Raw genomic sequence first — 22,563 nt, 5'->3', positions numbered from 1 at the left:
CCGTGTCACTTCCCCCGCCGAACGCCCACTCCGAGCCCACCGATCCCCGGGACCGGCCGGCCCGCCTCACCGTGGGCGTCGTCGGCGCCGGACGCGTGGGCCCCGCGCTCGCCGCGTCGCTCCAGCTCGCGGGCCATCGCCCCGTCGCCGTCTCCGGAGTCTCCGACGCCTCCCGGCGCCGCGCCGCGGCCCTGCTGCCCGACGTGCCCATGGTCGAGCCCGCCGAGGTCCTCGCCCGCGCCGACCTGGTGCTGCTCACCGTCCCCGACGACGCCCTGGCAGGCCTGGTCGAGGGGTTCGTCGAGACGGGCTCGATCCGCCCGGGCCAGCTCCTCGTGCACACCTCGGGCCGGTACGGCGCCAAGGTCCTCGACCCGGCCCTGCGCGCGGGCGCCCTGCCGCTCGCGCTGCACCCCGCCATGACGTTCACCGGCACCGCCGTCGACGTCCAGCGCCTGGCCGGCTGCTCGTTCGGCGTGACCGCGCCCGAGGAGCTGCGCCTGGCCGCCGAGGCCCTCGTCATCGAGATGGGCGGCGAGCCCGAGTGGATCGCCGAGGAGAAGCGCCCGCTCTACCACGCGGCCCTCGCGCTCGGCGCGAACCACCTGGTCACCCTGGTCGCCGAAGCCATGGAACTGCTCCGCGACGCGGGCGTCGGCGCCCCCGACCGAATGCTCGGCCCGCTGCTCGGCGCCGCCCTCGACAACTCGCTCAGGTCCGGCGACGCGGCCCTCACGGGCCCGGTCGCGCGCGGGGACGCGGGCACGGTCGCCGCGCACGTCGCCGAGTTGCGCAAACACGCCCCCGGAACCGTCGCCGGATACCTCGCGATGGCCCGCGCCACCGCCGACCGCGCCCTCGCGCACGGCCTGCTGAAGCCGGAGCTAGCCGAGGACCTGCTCGGCGTCCTCGCGACCGGAGCGGAGGACCCCCGATGAGCACGGCCCTGCTGCACAAGGGCGAGGAACTGCGCGCACGCCCGCGTGGCGGGCAGCGTGTCGTCGTCATGACGATGGGCGCTCTCCACGACGGCCACGCCACCTTGATCCGCACGGCGCGCGAGCGCGCGGGCGCCGACGGCGAAGTGGTCGTCACCGTCTTCGTGAACCCGCTGCAGTTCGGCGCGGGCGAGGACCTCGACCGCTACCCGCGCACCCTCGACGCCGACCTCGAGATCGCCGAGCAGGCGGGCGCGGACACCGTGTTCGCGCCCTCCGCCGACGAGGTCTACCCCGGCGGACAGCCGCAGGTCCGCATCGCGGCGGGCCCCATGGGCGAGCGCTTCGAAGGCGCCTCCCGGCCCGGCCACTTCGACGGCATGCTGACCGTCGTCGCCAAGCTGCTGCACCTCACGCGCGCGGACGTCGCCCTCTTCGGCCAGAAGGACGCGCAGCAGCTCGCCCTGATCCGCCGCATGGTGCGCGACCTGAACTTCGACGTGGAGATCGTCGCCGTCCCCACGGTCCGCGAGGCCGACGGCCTGGCGCTCTCCTCCCGCAACCGGTACCTGTCACCGGAGGAGCGCCGCAGCGCCCTCAACCTGTCCCGCGCCCTGTCGGCGGGCCGTGACCGGCACGCCGCACAAGAAGCCCTGCGCGCGCGTGGCGCCGAAAACCCCTCCACGCTCGCGCGCGCCCAAGGGCTCGACGCCCTCGGCGAGGCCCGCGCCGCCGCCGACGCGCACGCCGTCGCCGCCCCGGGCGGCCCCGCGGGCGTGCTCGCCGCGACCCGCCTGGTCCTGGACGAGGCCGCCCGCCTCAAGCCGCCGGTCGAACTGGACTACGTGGCCCTCATCGACCCGGCCGACTTCAGCGACGTACGGGACGGCTTCGAGGGCGACGCCGTCCTCGCCGTCGCCGCGCGCGTGGGGACGACCCGGCTGATCGACAACCTGCCTCTCACGTTCGGAGCACGCCCATGAGCGCCTCTGCAGGAACCGGCATACGACTGCACGCCCCCGCCCCGGGCTGGTCCATCGAGGCCGACGTCGTGGTCGTCGGCTCGGGCGTCGCGGGCCTGACCGCCGCCCTGCGCTGCGAGGCCGCGGGCCTGACCACCGTCGTCGTCACCAAGGCACGCCTCGACGACGGCTCCACCCGCTGGGCCCAGGGCGGCATCGCCGCCGCCCTCGGCGATGGCGACACCCCCGAGCAGCACCTCGACGACACCCTGGTGGCGGGCGTGGGCCTGTGCGACGAGGAGGCGGTCCGCACTCTCGTCACCGAGGGCCCCGGCGCCGTACGCCGCCTCATCGAGACCGGCGCCCGCTTCGACGAGACCCCGGACGGCGCGCTCGACCTGACCCGCGAGGGCGGCCACCACCGCCGCCGCATCGCGCACGCGGGCGGCGACGCGTCGGGCGCGGAGGTCTCCCGCGCCCTCGTCGAGGCCGTACGCGCGCGTGGGCTCCACACCATCGAGAACGCCCTCGTCCTCGACCTCCTCACGGACGCCGGCGGCCGCACGGCCGGTGTCACCCTGCACGTCATGGGCGAGGGCCAGCACGACGGCGTCGGCGCCGTCCTGGCGCCCGCCGTGGTCCTCGCGACCGGCGGCATGGGCCAGGTCTTCTCCGCGACGACCAACCCGCACGTCTCCACCGGCGACGGCGTCGCCCTCGCCCTGCGCGCGGGCGCCGAGGTCAGCGACCTCGAATTCGTCCAGTTCCACCCCACCGTGCTCTTCCTGGGCGCCGACGCCGAGGGCCAGCAGCCGCTCGTCTCCGAAGCCGTACGCGGCGAAGGCGCCCACCTCGTGGACGCGGACGGCGTGCGCTTCATGGTGGGCCAGCACGAACTCGCCGAACTGGCGCCGCGCGACATCGTCGCCAAGGGCATCACGCGCCGCATGCAGGAGCGCGGCACCGACCACATGTACCTCGACGGGCGGCACTTCGGCGCCACCATGTGGGAGCAGCGCTTCCCCACGATCCTGGCCGCCTGCCGCGCCCACGGCATCGACCCCGTCACCGAGCCCGTCCCGATCGCCCCGGCCGCGCACTACGCCTCCGGCGGCGTCCGCACCGACCTGCACGGCCGCACCACCGTGCCCGGCCTGTACGCGTGCGGAGAGGTCGCCTGCACGGGCGTCCACGGCGCGAACCGCCTCGCCTCCAACTCCCTCCTGGAGGGCCTGGTCTACGCGGAGCGCATCGCGGACGACATCCAGCGCGGCCACGCCGGACAGCAGCTCCACGCGCGCGTACCGGCGCCCGTCCCGCACCCGAGCACCCCGACCCACCCCCTCCTGCCGCCCGAGGCCCGCTTCGCCATCCAGCGGGTGATGACCGAGGGCGCCGGTGTACTGCGCTCCGCCGACTCCCTCGCCGAGGCCGCGGCCCGCCTCGGCCGCATCCACGCCGAGGCCGTCAACTCCCTGGCCGAGGACGGCAAGACGGCCGAGCCCGGCGTCGACACCTGGGAGGCCACCAACCTCCTGTGCGTCGCCCGCGTCCTGGTCGCCGCCGCCCGCCGCCGCGAGGAGACCCGCGGCTGCCACTGGCGCGAGGACTTCGCCGACCGCGACGACACCGACTGGCGCCGCCACATCGTCGTGGGCCTCAATGCCGACCGCACCCTGGCCACGCGCACCACACCGACCGCAGACTTCCCGGCAACGACCCCTCAGGAGCAGTGACCGACGTGAGCGCCACCCCCGACCTCCCCCTGGCAGCCGCCGACAGCGGCGGCTGCGGCGACAACTGCGGCTGCGCGCAGGCCACCTCCGACGACGCCACGGACGCCATGGAGTGCGGCCTCGACCCGTCGCTCGCGCAGCTCCTGCTCGACGCGGGCCTGCACCCCGCCGAGGTCGAGGACATCGCCCACATGGCGATCGCCGAGGACCTCGACGGCGGCGTCGACGTGACGACCGTCGCGACGATCCCCGAGGAGGCCGTCGCCACCGCCGACTTCACCGCCCGCGAGAGCGGGGTCGTGGCCGGGCTGCGCGTCGCCGAGGCGATCATCTCCGTGGTCGCCACCGACGAGTTCGAGGTCGAGCGGCACGCCGAGGACGGCGACCTCGTGAGCGCGGGCCAGAAGCTTCTGTCCGTCACCACCCGCACCCGCGACCTGCTCACCGCCGAGCGCAGCGCGCTCAACCTCCTGTGCCGCCTCTCCGGCATCGCCACGGCCACGCGCGCGTGGGCGGACGCCCTGGACGGCACCAAGGCCAAGGTCCGCGACACCCGTAAGACCACCCCCGGCCTGCGCTCCCTGGAGAAGTACGCGGTCCGCGCGGGCGGCGGCGTCAACCACCGCATGTCGCTCTCCGACGCCGCCCTCGTCAAGGACAACCACGTGGTCGCCGCGGGCGGCATCGCCCAGGCCTTCCAGGCGGTCCGCGACCGCTTCCCCGGCCTGCCCGTCGAGGTCGAGGTCGACACGCTGCACCAGCTGCGCGAAGTCCTGGACGCGGGCGCCGACCTGATCCTCCTGGACAACTTCACGCCCAGTGAGACCGAGGAGGCCGTGGCGCTCACCGACGGCCGCGCGCTCCTGGAGTCCTCCGGTCGCCTGACCCTGGAGAACGCGGCGACGTACGCCAGGACCGGCGTCGACTTCCTCGCCGTCGGTGCCCTCACCCACTCCTCGCCGATCCTGGACATCGGCCTCGACCTCCGAGAGGCCGATGCCTGATGCTGCTCACCATCGACGTGGGCAACACCCACACCGTCCTCGGCCTGTTCGACGGCGAGGAGATCATCGAGCACTGGCGCATCTCCACGGACGCGCGCCGCACCGCCGACGAGCTCGCCGTCCTGCTCCAGGGCCTCATGGGCATGCACCCGCTGCTCGGCGACGAACTCGGCGACGGCATCGACGGCATCGCCATCTGCTCGACCGTCCCCTCGGTCCTGCACGAACTGCGCGAGGTCACCCGCCGCTACTACGGCGACGTGCCCGCCGTCCTGGTCGAGCCCGGCATCAAGACCGGCGTCCCGATCCTCATGGACAACCCCAAGGAGGTCGGCGCCGACCGCATCATCAACGCGGTCGCGGCCGTCGAGCTGTACGGCGGCCCGGCGATCGTTGTGGACTTCGGCACGGCGACGACGTTCGACGCGGTCTCCGCGCGCGGGGAGTACACCGGCGGCGTCATCGCCCCCGGCATCGAGATCTCCGTGGAGGCGCTCGGCGTACGCGGCGCGCAGCTCCGCAAGATCGAACTGGCCCGGCCGCGCAGCGTCATCGGCAAGAACACCGTCGAGGCCATGCAGTCGGGCATCGTCTACGGCTTCGCGGGCCAGGTCGACGGCGTCGTGCACCGCATGGCGAAGGAGCTGGCCTCCGACCCGGACGACGTCACCGTCATCGCCACCGGCGGGCTCGCGCCCATCATCCTCGGCGAGGCGTCGGTCATCGACGAGCACGAACCGTGGCTGACGCTGATCGGGTTGCGACTGGTGTACGAGCGCAATATCTCGCGGCTCTAGAGGCGGCATCTCGCGGCTCTACAGGCGGCATTGCACGACTCTGGAGGCGGCCCGCACACGACCATTCCGTGGACAGCCACGCCGTGAATTGCCGGTTAAGCCGATTTTGTCGGTAATGGAACGTATCGTCTTTTCATGCCCACGCCTTACGGAAACCGCGGCGGCCTGGCGTTCGGTGCAGAAGAGCTGCGTGTGCTCCGACGCGCCCTCGCCCTCGCCCTCCATCCAAGTCCGGCCTCGGAAACGGACGTCCGGGACTGTCTCCGACTCGCGGAATCGGTCGACGCGGCCGCGCGGGAGAGCGCCCGTATGCGGGCCTTCCTCCTCGCCGACCTCGACCGCTACCGGGCCGCCCTGCCCGGCTCCGCCAGCGGCTACCTGAGCCTCCTCGCGGACGCCCTGGCCGCGGGGTACCGGCCCGGCGTCGACGACCTCGCCGGGCTGCGCGCCCTGCGCGGCAACCCGGGCGCCGCCGCCCTCCTCGGCCACTGCCGCGCCCTGGCCGAGGAGAGCCTGCGCGAGCGCCTGGCGGCCCGCCACCGCCCGCGCGTCCCGGCCTCCCGGTCGCACCTGCTCGCGCTGCCCGGCGGCCTCACGGCGGGCGACCAGCAGCCCGCGAAGCCCCGGCCCGCGCCGCCGAAGCCGATGCCGACCCCGGCCGAGGTCTTCCCGCCCAAGCGGCGACCCGCGCGGCCGGCGGCCCCGTCGCAGCGCCTGGTGGCGGGCTGAGCGGACCGCTTCGCTACTCTGGAGCCATGGAATACGTCTCCGCGCTCGTGCCCCCCGTAGTGATGGCCGTGTTCTTCATCGGCCTGATCGTGACGATCGTGAAGTCGCAGGGTGGCGACAAGAAGGCCAAGGAGGACGCGGCCGTCGACGCCGCCCTCGCCCGCGCCGAGGCCGCCCGGCAGAGCGGCGGCGCGCACGAGGCCGGGGCCTGACAGCACCGCTGCCACGCACGGCCGTGGCAGGCGGAGGGGCGCCCACCGGGCGCCCCTTTTGCTGTTGATCGCAGTTGTCAGCCACGTTTCGCGTTGAATTACCGTCTTCTCCCACTATTGTGCTGTTCGTGCCCCGCCCCTTGGGAGAACTCGAAGACGCTGTGATGACACGGGTGTGGAAGTGGAACCGCCCCGTGACGGTGAGGGAAGTCCTGGAGGATCTCCAGCAGGAACGCTCCATCGCGTACACGACGGTCATGACCGTATTGGACAATCTCCATCAGAAGGGCTGGGTGCGCCGCGAGGCGGAAGGCCGGGCCTATCGATATGAGGCCGTCTCCACCCGCGCCGCGTACTCGGCGGCGCTGATGAACGAGGCATGGGGACGCAGCGACAACCCCGCCGCCGCGCTCGTCGCCTTCTTCGGCATGATGTCGTCCCAGCAGCGCGAAGCGCTCCGCGACGCCATGCGCATCGTTCAGCCCGAAGTACCGGCCGAAGTACCGGTCGATGTACCGGCTGAAGTACCGGCCGAAGTGCCCGCCGAAGTGCCTGCCGAAGAAGCGCCCGAAGTACCGGCCGAAGTGGAGCCAGGACCCGGGCAAGCGAAGCGGGGCCCCGGGCGATAGCGTCCGCTCATGCCAGCAGAGCCCCCCGAAGTCTTCCCCCGCTCCGATTCAAGCGCTAAAGCGGTCAGCGTCCGCCGGGCCAGGACCGCCGATGTGCCGGCGGTGCGCAGACTGCTCGACGCGTACAGCCGGCAGGGGATCCTGCTCGACAAAGCGACCGTGACGCTTTACGAGGACATCCAGGAGTTCTGGGTCGCGGAACGGGACGACAACGCGGAGGTCGTCGGCTGCGGCGCCCTGCACGTCATGTGGGAAGACCTGGCGGAAGTCCGCACGCTGGCGGTGAACCCTCTGGTCAAGGGCGGCGGCGTGGGTCATCAGGTTCTGGACAAGCTGCTGCGGACGGCGCGCTGGCTCGGCGTTCGCAGGGTTTTCTGTCTGACCTTCGAAGTCGAGTTCTTCGCCAAGCACGGCTTCGTGGAGATCGGCGAGACGCCCGTCGATACGGTCGACACCGATGTCTACAGCGAGCTACTGCGTTCCTATGACGAGGGCGTCGCGGAGTTCCTCGGTCTCGAACGAGTGAAACCGAACACCTTGGGCAACAGCCGGATGCTTCTGCATCTGTGATCGTCCCGCCCCGTATTCCGGCAACGGACGGGCCCGGGTGCCCTATGTCCGAAACGCGCATGTTTCCTGTCCCGACGGGCAGCGTACAACTCCGGGGATCTCTCCCGATCTCAGCCAGGGGTTTGTGTTTTTCCCGGAAAAGCGGTTTGCTTTCCGACGTACTGCAGTAGTGCATATAACAAGGGGACGGCGAATCGGCGGCCGTGGTCGCGTGGTCGGCCCTTCGGATATCGATGAAAGGAAATCCGGTGGCACAGAAGGTTCAGGTCCTTCTTGTCGATGACCTCGACGGTGGCGAGGCGGACGAGACCGTGACGTTCGCCCTTGACGGCAAGACCTACGAGATCGACCTCACCACCGCCAATGCGGACAAGCTGCGTGGTCTTCTCGACGCGTACGTGAAGAGCGGCCGGCGCACCGGTGGCCGCGCCGCGAGCGGCCGGGGCAAGGCGCGCGCCGCGTCCGGTGGCAACCAGGACACCGCGCAGATCCGCGCGTGGGCGAAGGAGAACGGCCACGACGTGAACGACCGCGGCCGGGTCCCCGCCGCGATCCGGGAGGCCTACGAGAAGGCCAACGGCTGAGCGCTCGGCGCGGCCGATGCGCGGCGCAGCCGGGCCCGGTGGCAGCACGTCGCCGCCGTGTCCACGAGGCGTACGAGATCGGGGGCGCCCCCACCGCCCCCCACGACCGGCAAGGTCGACACGGCCGTCAAGGTCGTCAGGGCCGGCAGGACCGGTCCCCCCTCGCGTCCGGGCTCGGGGGGCCGCACCCACACCGCGGCCTCCTGCGAGCCGGTCCACCCCGGAGGCGTCGGCGCGTCGATGAACCCGCCCGCCCCGATCGCGACGAGGTCGAGGGGCAGCGCCCCCCACTCCAGCCAGTCGAGCAGGCCCGGCACTTCGTCGGCGCTGCCCGCCGCGAGCAGCAGCCGCATCGTTTCCCCCCGCACGGCCACCGGCGAGCGGGGATCCAGCCTGCGCAGCATCGCGAACCCGGCGTCGGCCGGTACTTCGAGGACGTCGAACCGCAGCCCCGTACGCAGCCGGGCGCCCTCGGGGCCGCACGTCGCGGCCCAGCCGAGCTCGTCCTCGTACCACTGACGGACGCGCTCGGGTCCGGCCGGATCGGCTGATGCTCCCGCGTCGAGCGGGCGCCGCGGCTTCGGGAGCGCGGCGTCGGAGCTGCGGAGGGGCGGTGCCGGGGTGGGCGAAGGAACGACCATGCCAGGAGCAACCCGCAGAAACGTTCCGGAGTTACGCGCTGTGGCGCGGTAAACGCGCATCGTGTCCGAAATAGGGGCGTACGGGAGCGTTGAGCGGCGCAATGGTGTTCGCCCATAGCGGAGGGAACCGGCGTGCGCCGCATGGAGTGTCAGTCCTTGCGGGTAAGACATCCCTAGTGGGAGGGGCGACACGGAAGGGCCGGGCCGCCCGCGTTCGCCATCGGCGTAGCGATGGTGGTCGTATCTGCCTGGCCTGCGGGAACATCGTCTCGCACCATCGGGTTGGAGCAGGTGTCGGCGTTCGGGGACGGGAGACTGTCCAGGGAAGGGTCCGGGTGTCGGCAGATGGAATGAGCGGTCCCCGCTTACGGGACTAAGCTGCGGAAGGACAGGGAGGGGACAGCCCCCTTACTGCCTGACCGCTCTGAGGAGCGATTAACGATGTTCGAGAGGTTCACCGACCGCGCGCGGCGGGTTGTCGTCCTGGCTCAGGAAGAAGCCCGGATGCTCAACCACAACTACATCGGCACCGAGCACATCCTCCTGGGCTTGATCCACGAGGGCGAGGGTGTCGCCGCTAAGGCCCTGGAGAGCCTCGGGATTTCGCTCGAGGCGGTCCGCCAGCAGGTGGAGGAGATCATCGGGCAGGGGCAGCAGGCCCCGTCCGGGCACATCCCCTTCACCCCCCGTGCCAAGAAGGTCCTGGAGCTCTCGCTCCGCGAGGCCCTTCAGCTGGGCCACAACTACATCGGCACGGAGCACATCCTGCTCGGCCTGATCCGCGAGGGCGAGGGCGTCGCCGCCCAGGTCCTCGTCAAGCTGGGCGCAGACCTCAACCGGGTGCGGCAGCAGGTCATCCAGCTGCTCTCCGGTTACCAGGGCAAGGAGACCGCCACCGCCGGCGGTCCTGCCGAGGGCACGCCCTCCACGTCCCTGGTGCTCGACCAGTTCGGCCGCAACCTGACGCAGGCCGCTCGTGAGTCCAAGCTCGACCCGGTCATCGGGCGCGAGAAGGAGATCGAGCGCGTCATGCAGGTCCTGTCGCGCCGTACCAAGAACAACCCGGTCCTGATCGGTGAGCCCGGCGTCGGCAAGACCGCCGTCGTCGAGGGCCTCGCCCAGGCCATCGTCAAGGGCGAGGTGCCCGAGACCCTCAAGGACAAGCACCTCTACACCCTCGACCTCGGTGCCCTGGTCGCCGGTTCCCGCTACCGCGGTGACTTCGAGGAGCGCCTGAAGAAGGTCCTCAAGGAGATCCGCACCCGCGGCGACATCATCCTGTTCATCGACGAGCTGCACACGCTCGTCGGCGCGGGTGCCGCCGAGGGCGCCATCGACGCCGCTTCGATCCTGAAGCCGATGCTGGCCCGCGGTGAGCTCCAGACCATCGGTGCCACCACGCTCGACGAGTACCGCAAGCACCTGGAGAAGGACGCCGCTCTCGAGCGCCGCTTCCAGCCCATCCAGGTCGCGGAGCCGTCGCTGCCGCACACCATCGAGATCCTCAAGGGCCTGCGCGACCGCTACGAGGCCCACCACCGTGTCTCGATCACGGACGAGGCCCTCGTGCAGGCGGCCACGCTCGCCGACCGGTACATCTCGGACCGCTTCCTGCCGGACAAGGCGATCGACCTGATCGACGAGGCCGGATCGAGGATGCGCATCCGCCGGATGACCGCGCCGCCGGACCTCCGCGAGTTCGACGAGAAGATCGCGGGCGTCCGTCGCGACAAGGAGTCGGCGATCGACTCCCAGGACTTCGAGAAGGCGGCCTCTCTCCGCGACAAGGAGAAGCAGCTGCTCGCCGCGAAGGCCAAGCGCGAGAAGGAGTGGAAGGCCGGCGACATGGACGTCGTCGCCGAGGTCGACGGCGAGCTGATCGCCGAGGTCCTCGCGACCGCGACCGGCATTCCAGTCTTCAAGCTGACCGAGGAGGAGTCCTCGCGTCTGCTGCGCATGGAGGACGAGCTCCACAAGCGGGTCATCGGCCAGAAGGACGCCGTCAAGGCGCTCTCGAAGGCGATCCGTCGTACGCGCGCCGGTCTGAAGGACCCGAAGCGTCCGGGTGGTTCGTTCATCTTCGCCGGTCCGTCCGGTGTCGGTAAGACCGAGCTGTCCAAGGCGCTCGCCGAGTTCCTCTTCGGCGACGAGGACGCGCTGATCTCCCTCGACATGTCGGAGTTCAGCGAGAAGCACACGGTCTCGCGTCTCTTCGGTTCGCCCCCTGGCTACGTGGGCTACGAAGAGGGCGGCCAGCTGACCGAGAAGGTCCGCCGCAAGCCGTTCTCCGTCGTCCTCTTCGACGAGGTGGAGAAGGCCCACCCGGACATCTTCAACTCGCTGCTCCAGATCCTGGAGGACGGTCGCCTGACCGACTCGCAGGGCCGCGTCGTGGACTTCAAGAACACGGTCATCATCATGACGACCAACCTTGGAACCCGTGACATCAGCAAGGGCTTCAACCTGGGCTTCGCCGCCACGGGTGACACGAAGTCCAACTACGAGCGCATGAAGAACAAGGTCTCGGACGAGCTCAAGCAGCACTTCCGCCCCGAGTTCCTCAACCGTGTGGACGACGTCGTCGTCTTCCCGCAGCTCACGCAGGACGACATCCTGAAGATCGTCGACCTGATGGTCGGCAAGGTGGACGAGCGCCTCAAGGACCGCGACATGGGCATCGAGCTCTCGCAGTCCGCGAAGGAGCTCCTCTCCAAGAAGGGCTACGACCCGGTGCTCGGCGCGCGTCCGCTGCGTCGCACGATCCAGCGCGAGGTCGAGGACACCCTCTCCGAGAAGATCCTCTTCGGCGAGCTGCGTCCGGGCCACATCGTGGTCGTCGACACGGAGGGCGAGGGCGAGAACAAGACCTTCACCTTCCGCGGCGAGGAGAAGTCGGCGCTGCCCGACGTTCCCCCGATCGAGGACGCGGCGGCGGGTGGCTCCGCGGGGCCGAACCTGTCCAAGGAGGCGTAGCCCCTCCGGGGTGAGCCTGTGAAGGGTGGGCCCGAACCGTTCCTTCTGGACGGTTCGGGCCCACCCTTCTGTCGTCTCCGGCCGCTCAGCGGGGGCGGACCGTCACCTCCGCGGTGGGGAAGAGAGCGGCGTACGGGGCGGGGTCCTGGGCCGTCGTCGGGCCCGGGAAGATCTCCACTGCCTGGACCGACGGGAAGAGGGGCGTGTACGGGGCGATCTGGGTGGGGCCGTCGGGCAGGCGCAGGGCGAGGCGGGTGATGTGCGGGAGCTCCGGCAGCGGTGGCGGGGGAAGGGTTTCGCCTTCCAGGTACAGGCCCCTGAGCCCCGTATGGTCGGCCAGCTCCGCCCAGTCGGCGGCCCGAAGAGGGTTGGCGCTCACGCTGAGAAAGGTGAGGCCGGACAGGATGGGCAGGGCGCGCAGGCCGGTGTGGGCCGCCGCGCCCCGCGCCAGGTAGAGGGAGCGCAACCGGTCCGAGAACGGCAGCTCGTCCATGAGCACCTCCCCGGGCAGGGCGTAACCGATGAACAGGGACGACAGCCGCTTCAACGTGGACAGGCCGCGCGTGCCCGGTACCTCGATGATGCCCAAGTGCTCCAGAGCGGTGCCGGCGAGCGGCGTGAGGTCGATGGTGTGGGGAGAGCGCCGCAGCGTCAGACTCCGCAGCGCGGGCAGATCCCGTAGCGGGCCCAGATCGTCCACGGCGGCGTTGTCCACCAGCGCGAGGGCTTCCAACCGCGCCGGGTCCGTCGCCGCGAAGATCTCCTCCCACGAGTACGTACCCGTGAGGTCCAGGCGCCGCCACGGCGCCATGGTCCGCGCCGCCCGCCACTGCTCGCGGTCGCGCACCGTCAGGTCCAGCTTGTCGCGGTCCACGTGGGCCAGGACGTCGTCCGCGTACTCCTGGGCGGGGAACCGGTGCCACGTGCCGACCAGTTGGCGGCGTACCTCCAGGGACGGGTGCTCGCGGTACTTCTTCAGAACCGGGAGGGAGCCCTCCTCGCCCAGGAGAGAGGCCGTCACGGTCACCGCGTGCGCCTCGTCGTCCGACAGGCCCTGCGGCCCCGGCAGGAGTTCGAGGACGAGACGGCCCGCCTGGGCCAGGCTCTCCGCCTCGGACTTGGAGCGCGGTGGGATCAGGGCCGCGGCCCGCCCCCGTACCTCCTGCGCGACCTCCTGGTCCACCGACGTCGCGTCCTGGAGGCAGGCCAGGGCGAGCAGGGTCATACGGGGGGTGTCCGCGGCGAGCAAGCCGCTCAGCAGGCGGCCGCGTTCGCGGGTGCGGGCGTGGGCGACGGCCATCCGGAGGACGTCCTCCCACTGGGTGTCGTCGGCGCGGCCGAGCAGGACGTCGAAGTGGCCCTCCTCGACCGCGTACCGGGCGGCGAGGTGGTCGAGGAACGTGCGGTGCGCGAAGTCGACGACGCCGGCGGCCGGGGAGCGCAGGACGCCGCTGCGGAGGAGGAGGTGGCGCAGGATCGCGCCGGCGTCGCCCTGAGAGGCGGCCGCGGGGACGGAGGGCAGGGCGCGTTCGAGGAGGGAGAGGGCGGTGCCCTCGTCCATCTCGCTGCGGCCCGCGAGGACGAGGGCGTAGGCGAGGCGCTGGAGGAGTTCGATCTGGTCCTCGGTCTCCAGGTCGATGCCGTCGAGGTTGCCCATTCCGCGCTGGCGGTCGCGCTCGGTGAGGATCATCTGGAGCGCGGCGTCGTAGAGGGCCTTGCGGCGGGGCGGGAGGTAGCCGCGCCGGGCCCGGTGCAGGGCGCAGATCAGGCCGCACATCAGCGGGTTCGCCGCCAGGCGGGCGAGGTCGGGTTTGGTGCGCAGGGCGTCGAGGAGAGGTTCCTCGTGCTCGGGGGCGCGGGCGGCGGTGTGCCAGCGGCGGACGAAGGCGGAGACGCGGGGTCCGTCCATGGGAGCGAGCGCCAGTTCGGCGAAGCCGCCGTCGGCCAGCCACTCCGGGCGGACGGCGGTGGGCCGTGCGGTGAGCAGCCAGCGGTTGCCGGGGTAGCCGCGGACGAGGGCGAGCAGCCAGTCGCGGACGCGGAGGCGGTCGGCGGCGGGCACCTCGTCGAGTCCGTCGACCATGACGAGGGCACGGCCGTCGGCCAGGACGCGCTCGGCCCAGCCCTCGGGCGGGGTGTGCGGGCAGTCCGTACCGGCGAGGAAGTCGGCGGGGGAGGGCAGCCGGGGCGCGCGGGCGAGGGTGCGCAGCGGCAGGACGTAGGGGACACGGTCCTCGGTGGTGGTGGCCAGCCACTGGATCAGGGTGGTCTTGCCGGAGCCGGCGCCCCCGCGCAGCAGGACGCGGTCGTGGGCGGCGATGGCGTCCGCGACCGCGAGGCGGACGGTGACCGGGGTGGGTTCGGGAGAGCCGGGTCCTGGCGGGCCCTCGTCGGTGGTGGTCGCTTCGAGGCTGAGGTAGGCGAGGTCGAGCGGCCAGGTGTCGCCACCGTCGAGGGCGTCGAGGCCGAAGATCGTCAGGCGGTTGTGGCGCAGGGCCAGGTAGTCCCGGTAGCGCTGTTCGAAGGCGCGGTCCGCGGCGCTGCCCGGGGCCCGCGCGAGCAGGGCGTCCAGCTTGGCGATGGTCTCGGCCTGCCCTCTGCTCTGTTCGACCAGCGTGCGGGCGACGAAGGTGGACCGCTGGGTGAAGAAGTGCAGGATGTGCAGGCACGCCCACTCGGTGAGGGAATCGAGGAAGTAGGCGGCGTCCGTGGACAGGCCGGGGGCGGGTGCGGCGGCGCGCAGGGTGCGGGCCAGTTCGCGGTGGCCGAGCCGGACGGCCTGGACGTCGTCCATGCCCAGGTCACCGAGGGAGCGCAGGGTGCGGGCGAGCGCGAGGACGACCGCTTCGCCCTCGTCGTACGGGAACGGAGCCTCGCCGGGGCCCTCGAGCGCGGCCGTGACGAGTTTCCTGGCCAGGCGTTCGACGTCCTGTTCGGTGAGTGTGCGCTTCTCGCCCTTGAAGGAGACGAGGCCGGAAATGCGCACCGGGCGGTCGGTGAGGCCCGCGCCGGGGCCCTCCTGGACGAGCAGTTTGCGGAGCGCGGGGACGATCAGACTCGATGCCAGCCGGGTGCCGAGGACAGCGGGATCCATGGCTCGGGAGCGTAGCCCCGATCACACTCCACAGGGGTTGGATCTTGAGCGCCGGTGACAAGCCGCACAGGCGATTTGTCTGGTACTACCTGAAATAGTGGGACGTTGGTCTCGCGGGGCGGCTGTTGCGCGACCGATGGCGGCCGTTGTTTTGTCCGTTTCGAGAACAAAGAGGCGTGCTGGGCGTGTGGGGCCGGGGGGCTGGGCGCGCCATGTGGGGCTAAACCATCGATTGGCGGATAAATCCGGCACTTCGCCTGAGGTTTGCAGGGGGTGTCAAGAGACCGCCGTCACCCCGCCTACGTACGACCTGTCGTAGTAATTCGGGACATTGAGTCCGGGGCGGGGTGGGGGTTACCAAGGGATGGCCGACCCGGCGACACGAGGACGTGAGCCGGGTCCCTTCCCGCCCACCGGAGACCGCTTCAGGTTCCAGGAGGGCGACCGGACCCGAATGTCCCCGAAGCTCGAAGAGGTCTCCCGCATGTCGAAGCGCACCATGTCCCACCGTTCCAGCACGTCGGTCTTCCGTAAGCGCGCCACCGTCGTGGCCGCCGGTTTCGGACTGTCCGCCGCACTGGGCGCCGGGGCCGCGTTCGCCGCCGACTCCGCCCAGGGCCCGCTGCCCGCCGTGTCCGCCGCGTCCGTGCAGGCGCAGGCCGACGCCCAGGCCAAGGCCGCCACCTCCGCCAAGCAGGCCGCCGCGAAGGCCAAGGAGGCCGCCGCGAAGAAGGCCGCCTCCTGGATCGACCCGGTCAAGGACTACAAGCTCTCCGCCGGCTACAACCAGGGCGGCGGCATGTGGGCCACCGGCAAGCACTCCGGCCAGGACTACGCCGTGCCGATCGGCACCAACGTGATGGCCGTGCACGGCGGCACCGTCGTCAAGACCGGCGGCAACGGCGCCGGTGACGGCCCCGCCTACGGCAACGCCGTCGTCATCAAGCACGGCAACGGCACGTACTCGCAGTACGCGCACCTCTCCCGCGTCGACGTCCACGTCGGCCAGAGCGTGTCCACGGGCCAGCACATCGCCCGGTCCGGCAACACCGGCAACTCCAGCGGCCCGCACCTGCACTTCGAGATCCGTACGACCCCGAACTACGGCTCCGCGGTGAACCCGGTCGCGTTCATGCACTCCAAGGGCGTGAAGGTCTGACCCGTCGAGGGCTGCTTCAGCCCTCGTGGGCCTGAACGATCAGGTCCGTGGCGACCTCGAGGATGGCCTTGCGCTTCTCCTCGGGGTCGCCTTCGACGTCCTTGAGGACGAACATCCCCGCGTGCATCGAGAACACGGCGCTGAAGCAGCGCACGCGGTTGGTCATGGTGGCGTCCTCGGGCAGCAGGTGGTCGAGGAGGGTCGTCATCCGCTCCTTGACGTTCTCGCCGATGCTCAGCTCGCGCATCGTCGCCTGGTTCTCCTGCATGAAGCGGAAGAGCGGGGACGCGTTGGTGAGCGCGATGCCGTAGCGGGTGAGGATCTCGCGCTTGGTGTCCAGGGTCGGCGGCTGCCCGTTCGCCCAGACGATCAGCTCGTCGATCGGGGTGATCAGGTCGTCGAAGAGGCTGACGACGATGTCTTCCTTCGTCTTGAAGTGGTAGTAGAGCGCTGCCTTGGTGACGCCGAGCCGCTCGGCGATCTCGCGGAGCGAGGTCTTCTCGTAGCCCTGCTCCGCGATGAGTTCGAGGGCCACGTCCCGGATGCGCTGGCGGGTGTCCCCGCGCCGCTGCTGCGGCTTGTTGCTGCTGTCCGTGACCATCGCGTGCCCCTCGTGCTCCTTGAAGTTCTCTTGGGAGAAACTTACTTGACGCCCGGCTAGTTGGCGCTCTACCTTCCCCATTGTAGATAACTAGCCGGGCGGCAAGTAAGCCCCGGCGGCACTCGACTTCTGGGGGAGCTGGGGATCATGGCGACAGCAGCGATACAGGAAAAAGAGCAGGGGAAACAGCCACGCAGCGTGCGCGTCGTGCTGCTGGCGCTGATGATCGCCATGCTGCTCGCCATGCTCGACAACATGATCGTGGGCACCGCGATGCCGACGATCGTGGGCGAACTCGGCGGACTCGACCACCTCTCCTGGGTCGTCACCGCCTACACGCTCGCCACCGCCGCCTCCACCCCCATCTGGGGCAAGATCGGTGACATGTACGGCAGGAAGGGCGCCTTCCTGACCTCCATCGTCATCTTCCTGATCGGCTCCGCGCTCAGCGGCATGGCCCAGGACATGGGCCAGCTCATCGGCTTCCGAGCGGTCCAGGGTCTCGGCGCCGGCGGTCTGATGGTCGGCGTCATGGCGATCATCGGTGACCTCATCCCGCCCCGGGAGCGCGGCAAGTACCAGGGCATGATGGCCGGCGTCATGGCGCTCGCCATGATCGGCGGACCGCTCGTCGGCGGCACCATCACCGACCACCTCGGCTGGCGCTGGGCCTTCTACATCAACCTGCCGATCGGCGCCGTCGCGCTCGCCATGATCACCGTGGTGCTCCACCTGCCGAAGAAGCGCTCCTCGGGGAAGATCGACTACCTCGGCGCGGTGCTGCTCACCGTCGGCATCACCGCGATCGTCCTGGTCACCACCTGGGGCGGGTCCGAGTACGCCTGGAGCTCCGCCGTCATCATGGAGCTCATCGGGATCGGCGTCGCCGCCCTCGTCGGCTTCGTCTTCTCGCAGACCAAGGCCGCAGAACCGATTGTGCCGCTGCACATCTTCCGCAGCCGCAACTTCACGCTGATGTCCCTGATCGGCTTCGTCACCGGCTTCGTGATGTTCGGCGCGGTGCTCTTCCTGCCGCTGTACCAGCAGGCCGTGCAGGGCGCGTCCGCGACCAACTCCGGTCTCCTGCTGCTGCCCATGCTGCTCTCGATGATGGTCGTCTCGCTGGTCGCGGGGCGGGTCACCACGAACACCGGCAAGTACAAGGTCTTCCCGATCGTCGGCAGCGTGCTGATGGTGGGCGGCCTCTTCCTGCTCGCCCAGATGGACACCGGCACCTCCCGCTTCACCTCCGGCGTCTACATGGCCGTGCTCGGCGCCGGGATGGGCTGCCTGATGCAGATCACGATGCTGGTCGCGCAGAACAGCGTCGAGATGAAGGACATGGGCGTCGCGTCCTCGTCCACCACGCTCTTCCGCACCCTGGGCTCGTCGTTCGGTGTCGCCATCATGGGCGCGCTGTTCAACAACAAGGTGCAGGACGTCATGGCGCAGAAGGCGGGCGCGCTCGGCGGCAAGATGACCGAGCAGTCGGCGCAGCTGGACGCGGCGAGCCTGGCGAAGCTTCCGGCGCAGGCCCGCGAGGCCTACCAGGACGCGGTCTCCTCCGGTACGCACTCCGCGTTCCTGCTGGGTGCGATCGTGGCCGTCGTCGCGCTGGTCGCGGCCTGGTTCGTGAAGGAGGTCGCGCTGCGCGGGGCGGGCCCGCAGAAGCCGGCCGAGGGCGACACGACGAAGGACGCCCTGGCAGACGGCGCTGCGTCCGACTACCCGGCAGACGGCGCTGCGTCCGACGACCCGTCGGCCGGTCAGCCGTCCGACGACAGGCAGGCCGAGGGCGGTGCGGCTGGGGACGCCGCGCGGGGCGGAAAGACGGTCGCGGAGTCCGTCTGAGCGGACCGCTCCTTCATCCACCCTCGGTTGTGGACGGCCCCGGCGCTGCGATGGCGCCGGGGTCGTCGGCCGGTTTGAGGCGCATTGAGGTGTATTGAGGGAGGTGTGCGGGGAGCCGCGTGCGGTGACGAGGTGGTGGCGGAGTCGGTTGATCGGGCCGCTTACTCATCCGCCGTTGGCTGTGGACGGCTCCAGCGCTGCGATGGCGCCGGGGCCGTCGGCCGGTTTGAGGCGCAGTGTGGGTGGTGCGATGGGGGCGCCGGGTGGGACGGCAAGGTGGTGGCGGAGTCGGTTCGGGCGGGCCGCTTCGTCATTCGTCCTCGGGCGTGAACAGCTTCGGTGCTGCCGCGATGGCGCCGGGGCCGTCGGCCGTATTGAGGCGGTGGTCAGGCGCTGGTCAGGCGCTGGTCACATGGTCAGCGGCTGTCCGGCAGGCGCAGCATCGGGAAGCTGCCGGTGTTGGTCGGAGCGTGCTCGGGCAGCCAGAGCACGGCGACCGCGCCCTCGGCGGGGGTGTCGGGCCCGGCCCCCGGCGGGCGTACGTTGCGGAAGGTGAGCCGGGCGCCGAGCACCTGCGCCTGACCCGCCGCGATCGTCAGACCGAGCCCGTGCCCGTGCCCCGCGCGGTCGGCGGCGCCGGTGCGGAACCGGCTCGGGCCTTCCTCCAGCAGCTCCTCGGGAAAGCCGGGCCCATGATCGCGGACACGGATGACGCGGCCCTCGACGCTGACCTCTATGGGCGGCCGGGCATGCTTCGAGGCGTTCGCCAGCAAGTTGATGAGGATGCGCTCCAGGCGGCGCGGGTCGGTCGTCACCTCGGACTCGTGGATGATCCGTACGGAGACGCCGTCGGCGGCGCGGGCCGCGATCCGGCGCTCGACGAACTCGCCGAGCATGATGTCCTGCAGCTCGGCCCGCTCGGCCGCGCTGTCGAGCCGGGCCACTTCCAGGACGTCCTCGACGAGGGTGCGCATCGCCTGCGCCCGGTCCTTCACCAGCTCACTCGGCCGCCCCTCGGGCAGCAGCTCGGCCGCCGTCAGCAGACCGGTGACCGGCGTGCGCAGCTCGTGCGCGATGTCCGCGGTGACCCGGCGCTCGGCCTCCAGACGCTGCTGGAGCGCGTCCGCCATCGCGTCGACGGCCCGGGCGAGATCGTCGGTCTCGTCCCGCACGACACCGCCGATCGCCTCCCGTACGCGGACGTCGGTGCTGCCCTGCGCGACCTCGCGAGCCGCACCGGCCGCCTTGCGCAGACGGCGCGAGAGCTGGCCGCCGATGAGCACGCCGAGCGCGCTGCCGCCGAGAACCACCGAGATGGAGCCGATGAGCAGCGCCTGGTCGAGGTCCTTCATGACGGTCGCGCTGCGGTCGGTGAAGCGGGTGTGCACCGAGAGCAGGTCGCCGGTGCCGAGCGGGACGGCGGCCCAGATGTCGGGCACACCGTTGGACGGCTCGGAGATGTAGGTGGCGCGGCGCCCGGACAGCGCCTTCTGTCGCAGGTCACGCGGCATGTCGGGGTCGTTGACCTTGAACCCGACCGGGAGGTTGCCGCCGCGCGCCTCGTACTGCCGCTGCACGAACTGGATCCGCTCGTCCTGCACGTCGCGGGCGTTGTCCAGCATCGAGACCCGCGCCGCGTTGTGCACGACGAGACTCAGCGCGACGGCGACCAGCGCCCCGACCGCGGCGATGGCCACACTGATCTTCCACCGCACCCCGGACCGCAGGCTGCGCCGCAGCCGGCGGGGGAGGAGGGTGCGCAGGGCCACCCGGGCACGTGGCGACTCGGGCCGCGTCATATCCCCATCCCCCACAAGAAGAATCCAGCCACCGGCACCGGCACCGGCACCGGCACCCACACCGGCAGCGCCACTGGCAGCGGCATTGGCATCGACATGAACATCAACTTCGGCCCGCTCAGGCCTTGAGCTTGTAGCCGAAGCCGCGGACCGTCTCGATGCGGTCCTGCCCGATCTTCGTACGCAGCCGCTGGACGTGGACGTCGACGACGCGGGTGTCCCCGCCCCAGCCGTAGTCCCAGACACGCTCCAGGAGCTTGTCGCGGGACAGTACGGTGCCGGGGGCCGCGGAGAACTCCAGGAGGAGCCGCATCTCGGTCGGCGTCAGGGCGACCGGTACGCCGTCCTTCCTGACCACCATGCCCTCCGTGTCGATCTCCAGGTCGCCGAAGTGCAGAACGCCTCCGTCGGCCCCCGACGACCCCTCCGCGGCACCGAACCCCGCAGCCGACGGCCTGCCGGCGTGCCCGAAGCGACGCAGCACCGCGCGGATCCGGGCCACGAGCACGGCCCCGTCGAACGGCTTCGTCACGTAGTCGTCGGCCCCCGCCTCCAGGCCCAGTACGACGTCGATGGAGTCCGCGCGCGCGGACAGCATGATCACGGGAACCGTCGACTCGTCGCGGATACGGCGGCACAGGGAGACCCCGTCGAGCCCCGGCAGCATCACATCGAGGAGGGCGATGTCCGGCTGGTCCGTGCGGAACGCCTCGAGACCGGCGAGCCCGTCGGGCATGGCGGTGACCGCGAAACCGTCCCGCTCCAGAGCTAGCTGCGTCGCCTCGCGGATGACGTCGTCGTCCTCGACGAACAGCACGTGGGTCTGCTCACCCTTGCGCTCACCCATGGCGCTCACTGCCCTCTCCATCCGATGCACTGCCCGTACGTGTCCATGTATGTGTGCCTCAGCCGTCGTCCGTGGGGGCGGGCGACGCCCCGTCCACGGCATGGCTGTAGGCGTTGTGCGTGCGACTCTCCTGCGCGAAGCCGTCCCCGCTCCAGCGATAGGTGAGGATCTCCTCGCCCGACGGAGAGGAGACCGAGTCGCCCTTCTCGTACACCTGCTTGGTGACCACGAGATCACCCCGGTCGATCTCCGCGTAGACCGGGGGCTCCTCGGCCTGGAAAACGTTCCGGTACGAGCCCGCGTCGTCCTGGTACACATACGTCCCGATACCGACGGCGTCACCGCAGGTCATGACATTGACCAGGACGTCATTGGAGGCGCCGCCGGTCAGATTCCCGTAGCTGACGTCGACCGGGTACTCATCGGCGACACACGGCTTGAGATCGCGCTTGATGTCCGAGCTGACCTTGGGATCGTGCTTGAGCAGCCGTACGGCGTCGACGGTGTCCGGAGCCTGGGCCGACGACGACGACGATGACGACGGCGACGGCGCCTTCGCGGTGGCGGTGGCGGTGGCCGCCGACTCGGCCGACCCGACCGGATCCGTCCGGGCGGGGCCCTCGTCCCGGGCGCCTGTGCCACCGGCGGAACACGCCGCGAGGAACCCGACGAAAAGCCCGACGGCGGCGAGCCCGGCGATCGCCGAACTCCCCGCCCTCAGAACCCGCAGGGCCCTACGGATCCGATCCCTGCGGATCCGAGAGGCACGTGTGCCTAGGCCGCGCAACGCTCCCGCTCCTCACGCTCGAGCGCGCGTGCATCGAGGTCCCGGCTCTCCAGCTCCTCACGGAGGCGGGCGAGGGCCCGGTGCAGCGTGCTCTTCACGGTTCCGGCCGACATTCCGAGCGCGGCGGCCGTCTCCTCGGTGGACATCTGCTCCCAGTGTCGCAGCACGACGACGCTGCGCTGCTTCGGAGCCAGCACCTTCATGATGTCCATCAGGAGCGCGCGGTCGGCGTGCTGCTCCGTGGAGTCGTCCATCACGGACTCGGGGAGCTGCTCGGTCGGCACCTCTTCCAGCTTCCGGGCGCGCCACCACTCGGTCCGCGTGTTGATCATGACGCGCCGCAGGTAGGCGTCGGCCAGGCGCTTGTCGGCTATGCCGTCCCATCGTCCGTACGTCCGTACGAGCGCGGTCTGCAGCAGGTCCTGGGCGTCCACCGGGTCCGGCACCAGGCGCCGGGCGCTGCGCAACAGGGCGTCCTGTCGCGTCCTGACGTACTCCTCGAACTCGAGCACCTCGCCGCCGTGCGCCATGATCAACCGCCTCCCGCTTCCCGCAAGCCCCGTGTGTGTCGTCCGCACCGGTCACGTGCGGTCACGAGGAAGAAGTTACGGAGGGGTTGTCACGGCGTTGTCCGTTCCAGACGTCGGAGA

At 70.9% G+C, this 22,563-nt stretch carries 20 protein-coding genes; 13 read left to right on the top strand and 7 right to left on the bottom strand.

The features are described from left to right. Nucleotides 1-2 precede the first annotated feature (2 nt). The 10 genes from ACH4RC_RS16080 (at nt 3) to ACH4RC_RS16035 (ending at nt 8,161) form a co-directional block, all read left to right on the top strand. Nucleotides 3-938, top strand: a complete 936-nt coding sequence (locus ACH4RC_RS16080; protein ID WP_398200648.1) for a Rossmann-like and DUF2520 domain-containing protein — start codon at nt 3-5, stop codon at nt 936-938. After that, entirely contained in the window at nt 935-1,921 is a 987-nt protein-coding gene (gene panC, locus ACH4RC_RS16075; protein WP_398200645.1) for a pantoate--beta-alanine ligase, read from the top strand. The genes ACH4RC_RS16080 and panC overlap by 4 nt, the downstream gene beginning before the upstream one ends. Beyond that, the gene (locus ACH4RC_RS16070) at nt 1,918-3,636 is read left to right on the top strand and encodes an L-aspartate oxidase (protein ID WP_398200643.1); all 1,719 of its coding nucleotides are present in this window, start codon (nt 1,918-1,920) and stop codon (nt 3,634-3,636) included. The genes panC and ACH4RC_RS16070 overlap by 4 nt, the downstream gene beginning before the upstream one ends. After that, complete coding sequence (gene nadC, locus ACH4RC_RS16065; protein ID WP_398200641.1) at nt 3,633-4,640, top strand: carboxylating nicotinate-nucleotide diphosphorylase; 1,008 nt, start codon at nt 3,633-3,635, stop codon at nt 4,638-4,640. Before ACH4RC_RS16070 ends, nadC begins: the two co-directional genes overlap by 4 nt. Then, complete coding sequence (locus ACH4RC_RS16060) at nt 4,640-5,437, top strand: type III pantothenate kinase (RefSeq protein ID WP_398200638.1); 798 nt, start codon at nt 4,640-4,642, stop codon at nt 5,435-5,437. Before nadC ends, ACH4RC_RS16060 begins: the two co-directional genes overlap by 1 nt. 135 nt (nt 5,438-5,572) lie before the next feature. After that, nucleotides 5,573-6,166: a hypothetical protein gene (locus ACH4RC_RS16055; protein ID WP_398200635.1), complete on the top strand. Its 594-nt coding sequence runs from the start codon at nt 5,573-5,575 to the stop codon at nt 6,164-6,166. A 26-nt stretch (nt 6,167-6,192) separates the two neighbouring features. Beyond that, nucleotides 6,193-6,378, top strand: coding sequence for a hypothetical protein (locus ACH4RC_RS16050; protein WP_361068483.1), 186 nt, complete (start codon nt 6,193-6,195; stop codon nt 6,376-6,378). A gap of 128 nt (nt 6,379-6,506) precedes the next feature. Beyond that, nucleotides 6,507-7,007, top strand: coding sequence for a BlaI/MecI/CopY family transcriptional regulator (locus tag ACH4RC_RS16045; protein WP_398201556.1), 501 nt, complete (start codon nt 6,507-6,509; stop codon nt 7,005-7,007). Between the two features lie 9 nt (nt 7,008-7,016). Beyond that, the gene (locus ACH4RC_RS16040; protein ID WP_398200631.1) at nt 7,017-7,577 is read left to right on the top strand and encodes an amino-acid N-acetyltransferase; all 561 of its coding nucleotides are present in this window, start codon (nt 7,017-7,019) and stop codon (nt 7,575-7,577) included. A gap of 248 nt (nt 7,578-7,825) precedes the next feature. Beyond that, a complete protein-coding gene (locus ACH4RC_RS16035) occupies nt 7,826-8,161 on the top strand; it encodes an Lsr2 family protein (protein ID WP_394431834.1) in 336 nt (111 codons plus the stop codon). Here the strand turns inward: ACH4RC_RS16035 and ACH4RC_RS16030 are convergent. Then, nucleotides 8,140-8,802 (bottom strand): SCO3374 family protein, encoded by a 663-nt coding sequence (locus ACH4RC_RS16030; RefSeq protein ID WP_398200628.1) that lies wholly within the window; start codon nt 8,800-8,802, stop codon nt 8,140-8,142. The genes ACH4RC_RS16035 and ACH4RC_RS16030 overlap by 22 nt on opposite strands. A 441-nt stretch (nt 8,803-9,243) precedes the next feature. On the opposite strand from ACH4RC_RS16030, the gene ACH4RC_RS16025 reads away from it, so the two are divergent. Beyond that, nucleotides 9,244-11,775: an ATP-dependent Clp protease ATP-binding subunit gene (locus ACH4RC_RS16025; protein ID WP_398200625.1), complete on the top strand. Its 2,532-nt coding sequence runs from the start codon at nt 9,244-9,246 to the stop codon at nt 11,773-11,775. A gap of 85 nt (nt 11,776-11,860) precedes the next feature. Here the strand turns inward: ACH4RC_RS16025 and ACH4RC_RS16020 are convergent, their stop codons facing one another. Further along, nucleotides 11,861-14,869: an NACHT domain-containing protein gene (locus ACH4RC_RS16020; protein ID WP_398200623.1), complete on the bottom strand. Its 3,009-nt coding sequence runs from the start codon at nt 14,867-14,869 to the stop codon at nt 11,861-11,863. A gap of 484 nt (nt 14,870-15,353) precedes the next feature. Between ACH4RC_RS16020 and ACH4RC_RS16015 the strand changes: the two genes are divergently transcribed. Next, on the top strand, nt 15,354-16,028 hold the full coding sequence (locus tag ACH4RC_RS16015; protein WP_398200621.1) for a M23 family metallopeptidase: 675 nt from the start codon (nt 15,354-15,356) through the stop codon (nt 16,026-16,028). Nucleotides 16,029-16,044: 16 nt separating this feature from the next. Here the strand turns inward: ACH4RC_RS16015 and ACH4RC_RS16010 are convergent, their stop codons facing one another. After that, nucleotides 16,045-16,629 (bottom strand): TetR/AcrR family transcriptional regulator, encoded by a 585-nt coding sequence (locus tag ACH4RC_RS16010; protein WP_398200618.1) that lies wholly within the window; start codon nt 16,627-16,629, stop codon nt 16,045-16,047. Nucleotides 16,630-16,776: 147 nt separating this feature from the next. Between ACH4RC_RS16010 and ACH4RC_RS16005 the strand changes: the two genes are divergently transcribed. Further along, nucleotides 16,777-18,480, top strand: a complete 1,704-nt coding sequence (locus ACH4RC_RS16005; protein ID WP_398200615.1) for an MDR family MFS transporter — start codon at nt 16,777-16,779, stop codon at nt 18,478-18,480. Between the two features lie 416 nt (nt 18,481-18,896). Here ACH4RC_RS16005 and cseC read toward each other — a convergent pair whose 3' ends face one another. The 4 genes from cseC to ACH4RC_RS15985 form a co-directional block, all read right to left on the bottom strand. Next, a complete protein-coding gene (cseC, locus tag ACH4RC_RS16000) occupies nt 18,897-20,279 on the bottom strand; it encodes a two-component system sensor histidine kinase CseC (RefSeq protein ID WP_398200613.1) in 1,383 nt (460 codons plus the stop codon). A gap of 118 nt (nt 20,280-20,397) precedes the next feature. Further along, the gene (gene cseB / locus ACH4RC_RS15995) at nt 20,398-21,126 is read right to left on the bottom strand and encodes a two-component system response regulator CseB (protein WP_398201553.1); all 729 of its coding nucleotides are present in this window, start codon (nt 21,124-21,126) and stop codon (nt 20,398-20,400) included. 58 nt (nt 21,127-21,184) lie between these two features. Beyond that, a complete protein-coding gene (locus tag ACH4RC_RS15990; protein ID WP_398200610.1) occupies nt 21,185-21,913 on the bottom strand; it encodes a hypothetical protein in 729 nt (242 codons plus the stop codon). Continuing rightward, entirely contained in the window at nt 21,901-22,443 is a 543-nt protein-coding gene (locus tag ACH4RC_RS15985) for a SigE family RNA polymerase sigma factor (protein ID WP_361068452.1), read from the bottom strand. The genes ACH4RC_RS15990 and ACH4RC_RS15985 overlap by 13 nt, the downstream gene beginning before the upstream one ends. Nucleotides 22,444-22,563 lie beyond the last annotated feature (120 nt).

It is taken from the genome of Streptomyces sp. NPDC016845 (assembly GCF_044332585.1).
Taxonomy (GTDB): Bacteria; Actinomycetota; Actinomycetes; order Streptomycetales; family Streptomycetaceae; genus Streptomyces.
Note: the sequence above shows the minus strand (reverse complement) of the source record. Positions and strands in the feature narration are given on the sequence as shown.

Coding starts and splice junctions, on each gene's coding strand:
- panC (WP_398200645.1), top strand. CDS start 935: ATGAGCACGGCCCTGCTGCACAAGGGCGAGGAACTGCGCGCACGCCCG.
- ACH4RC_RS16070 (WP_398200643.1), top strand. CDS start 1,918: ATGAGCGCCTCTGCAGGAACCGGCATACGACTGCACGCCCCCGCCCCG.
- ACH4RC_RS16060 (WP_398200638.1), top strand. CDS start 4,640: ATGCTGCTCACCATCGACGTGGGCAACACCCACACCGTCCTCGGCCTG.
- ACH4RC_RS16055 (WP_398200635.1), top strand. CDS start 5,573: ATGCCCACGCCTTACGGAAACCGCGGCGGCCTGGCGTTCGGTGCAGAA.
- ACH4RC_RS16050 (WP_361068483.1), top strand. CDS start 6,193: ATGGAATACGTCTCCGCGCTCGTGCCCCCCGTAGTGATGGCCGTGTTC.
- ACH4RC_RS16040 (WP_398200631.1), top strand. CDS start 7,017: ATGCCAGCAGAGCCCCCCGAAGTCTTCCCCCGCTCCGATTCAAGCGCT.
- ACH4RC_RS16030 (WP_398200628.1), bottom strand. CDS start 8,802: ATGGTCGTTCCTTCGCCCACCCCGGCACCGCCCCTCCGCAGCTCCGAC.
- ACH4RC_RS16025 (WP_398200625.1), top strand. CDS start 9,244: ATGTTCGAGAGGTTCACCGACCGCGCGCGGCGGGTTGTCGTCCTGGCT.
- ACH4RC_RS16020 (WP_398200623.1), bottom strand. CDS start 14,869: ATGGATCCCGCTGTCCTCGGCACCCGGCTGGCATCGAGTCTGATCGTC.
- ACH4RC_RS16015 (WP_398200621.1), top strand. CDS start 15,354: ATGTCGAAGCGCACCATGTCCCACCGTTCCAGCACGTCGGTCTTCCGT.
- ACH4RC_RS16010 (WP_398200618.1), bottom strand. CDS start 16,629: ATGGTCACGGACAGCAGCAACAAGCCGCAGCAGCGGCGCGGGGACACC.
- ACH4RC_RS16005 (WP_398200615.1), top strand. CDS start 16,777: ATGGCGACAGCAGCGATACAGGAAAAAGAGCAGGGGAAACAGCCACGC.
- cseC (WP_398200613.1), bottom strand. CDS start 20,279: ATGACGCGGCCCGAGTCGCCACGTGCCCGGGTGGCCCTGCGCACCCTC.
- cseB (WP_398201553.1), bottom strand. CDS start 21,126: ATGGGTGAGCGCAAGGGTGAGCAGACCCACGTGCTGTTCGTCGAGGAC.
- ACH4RC_RS15985 (WP_361068452.1), bottom strand. CDS start 22,443: ATGGCGCACGGCGGCGAGGTGCTCGAGTTCGAGGAGTACGTCAGGACG.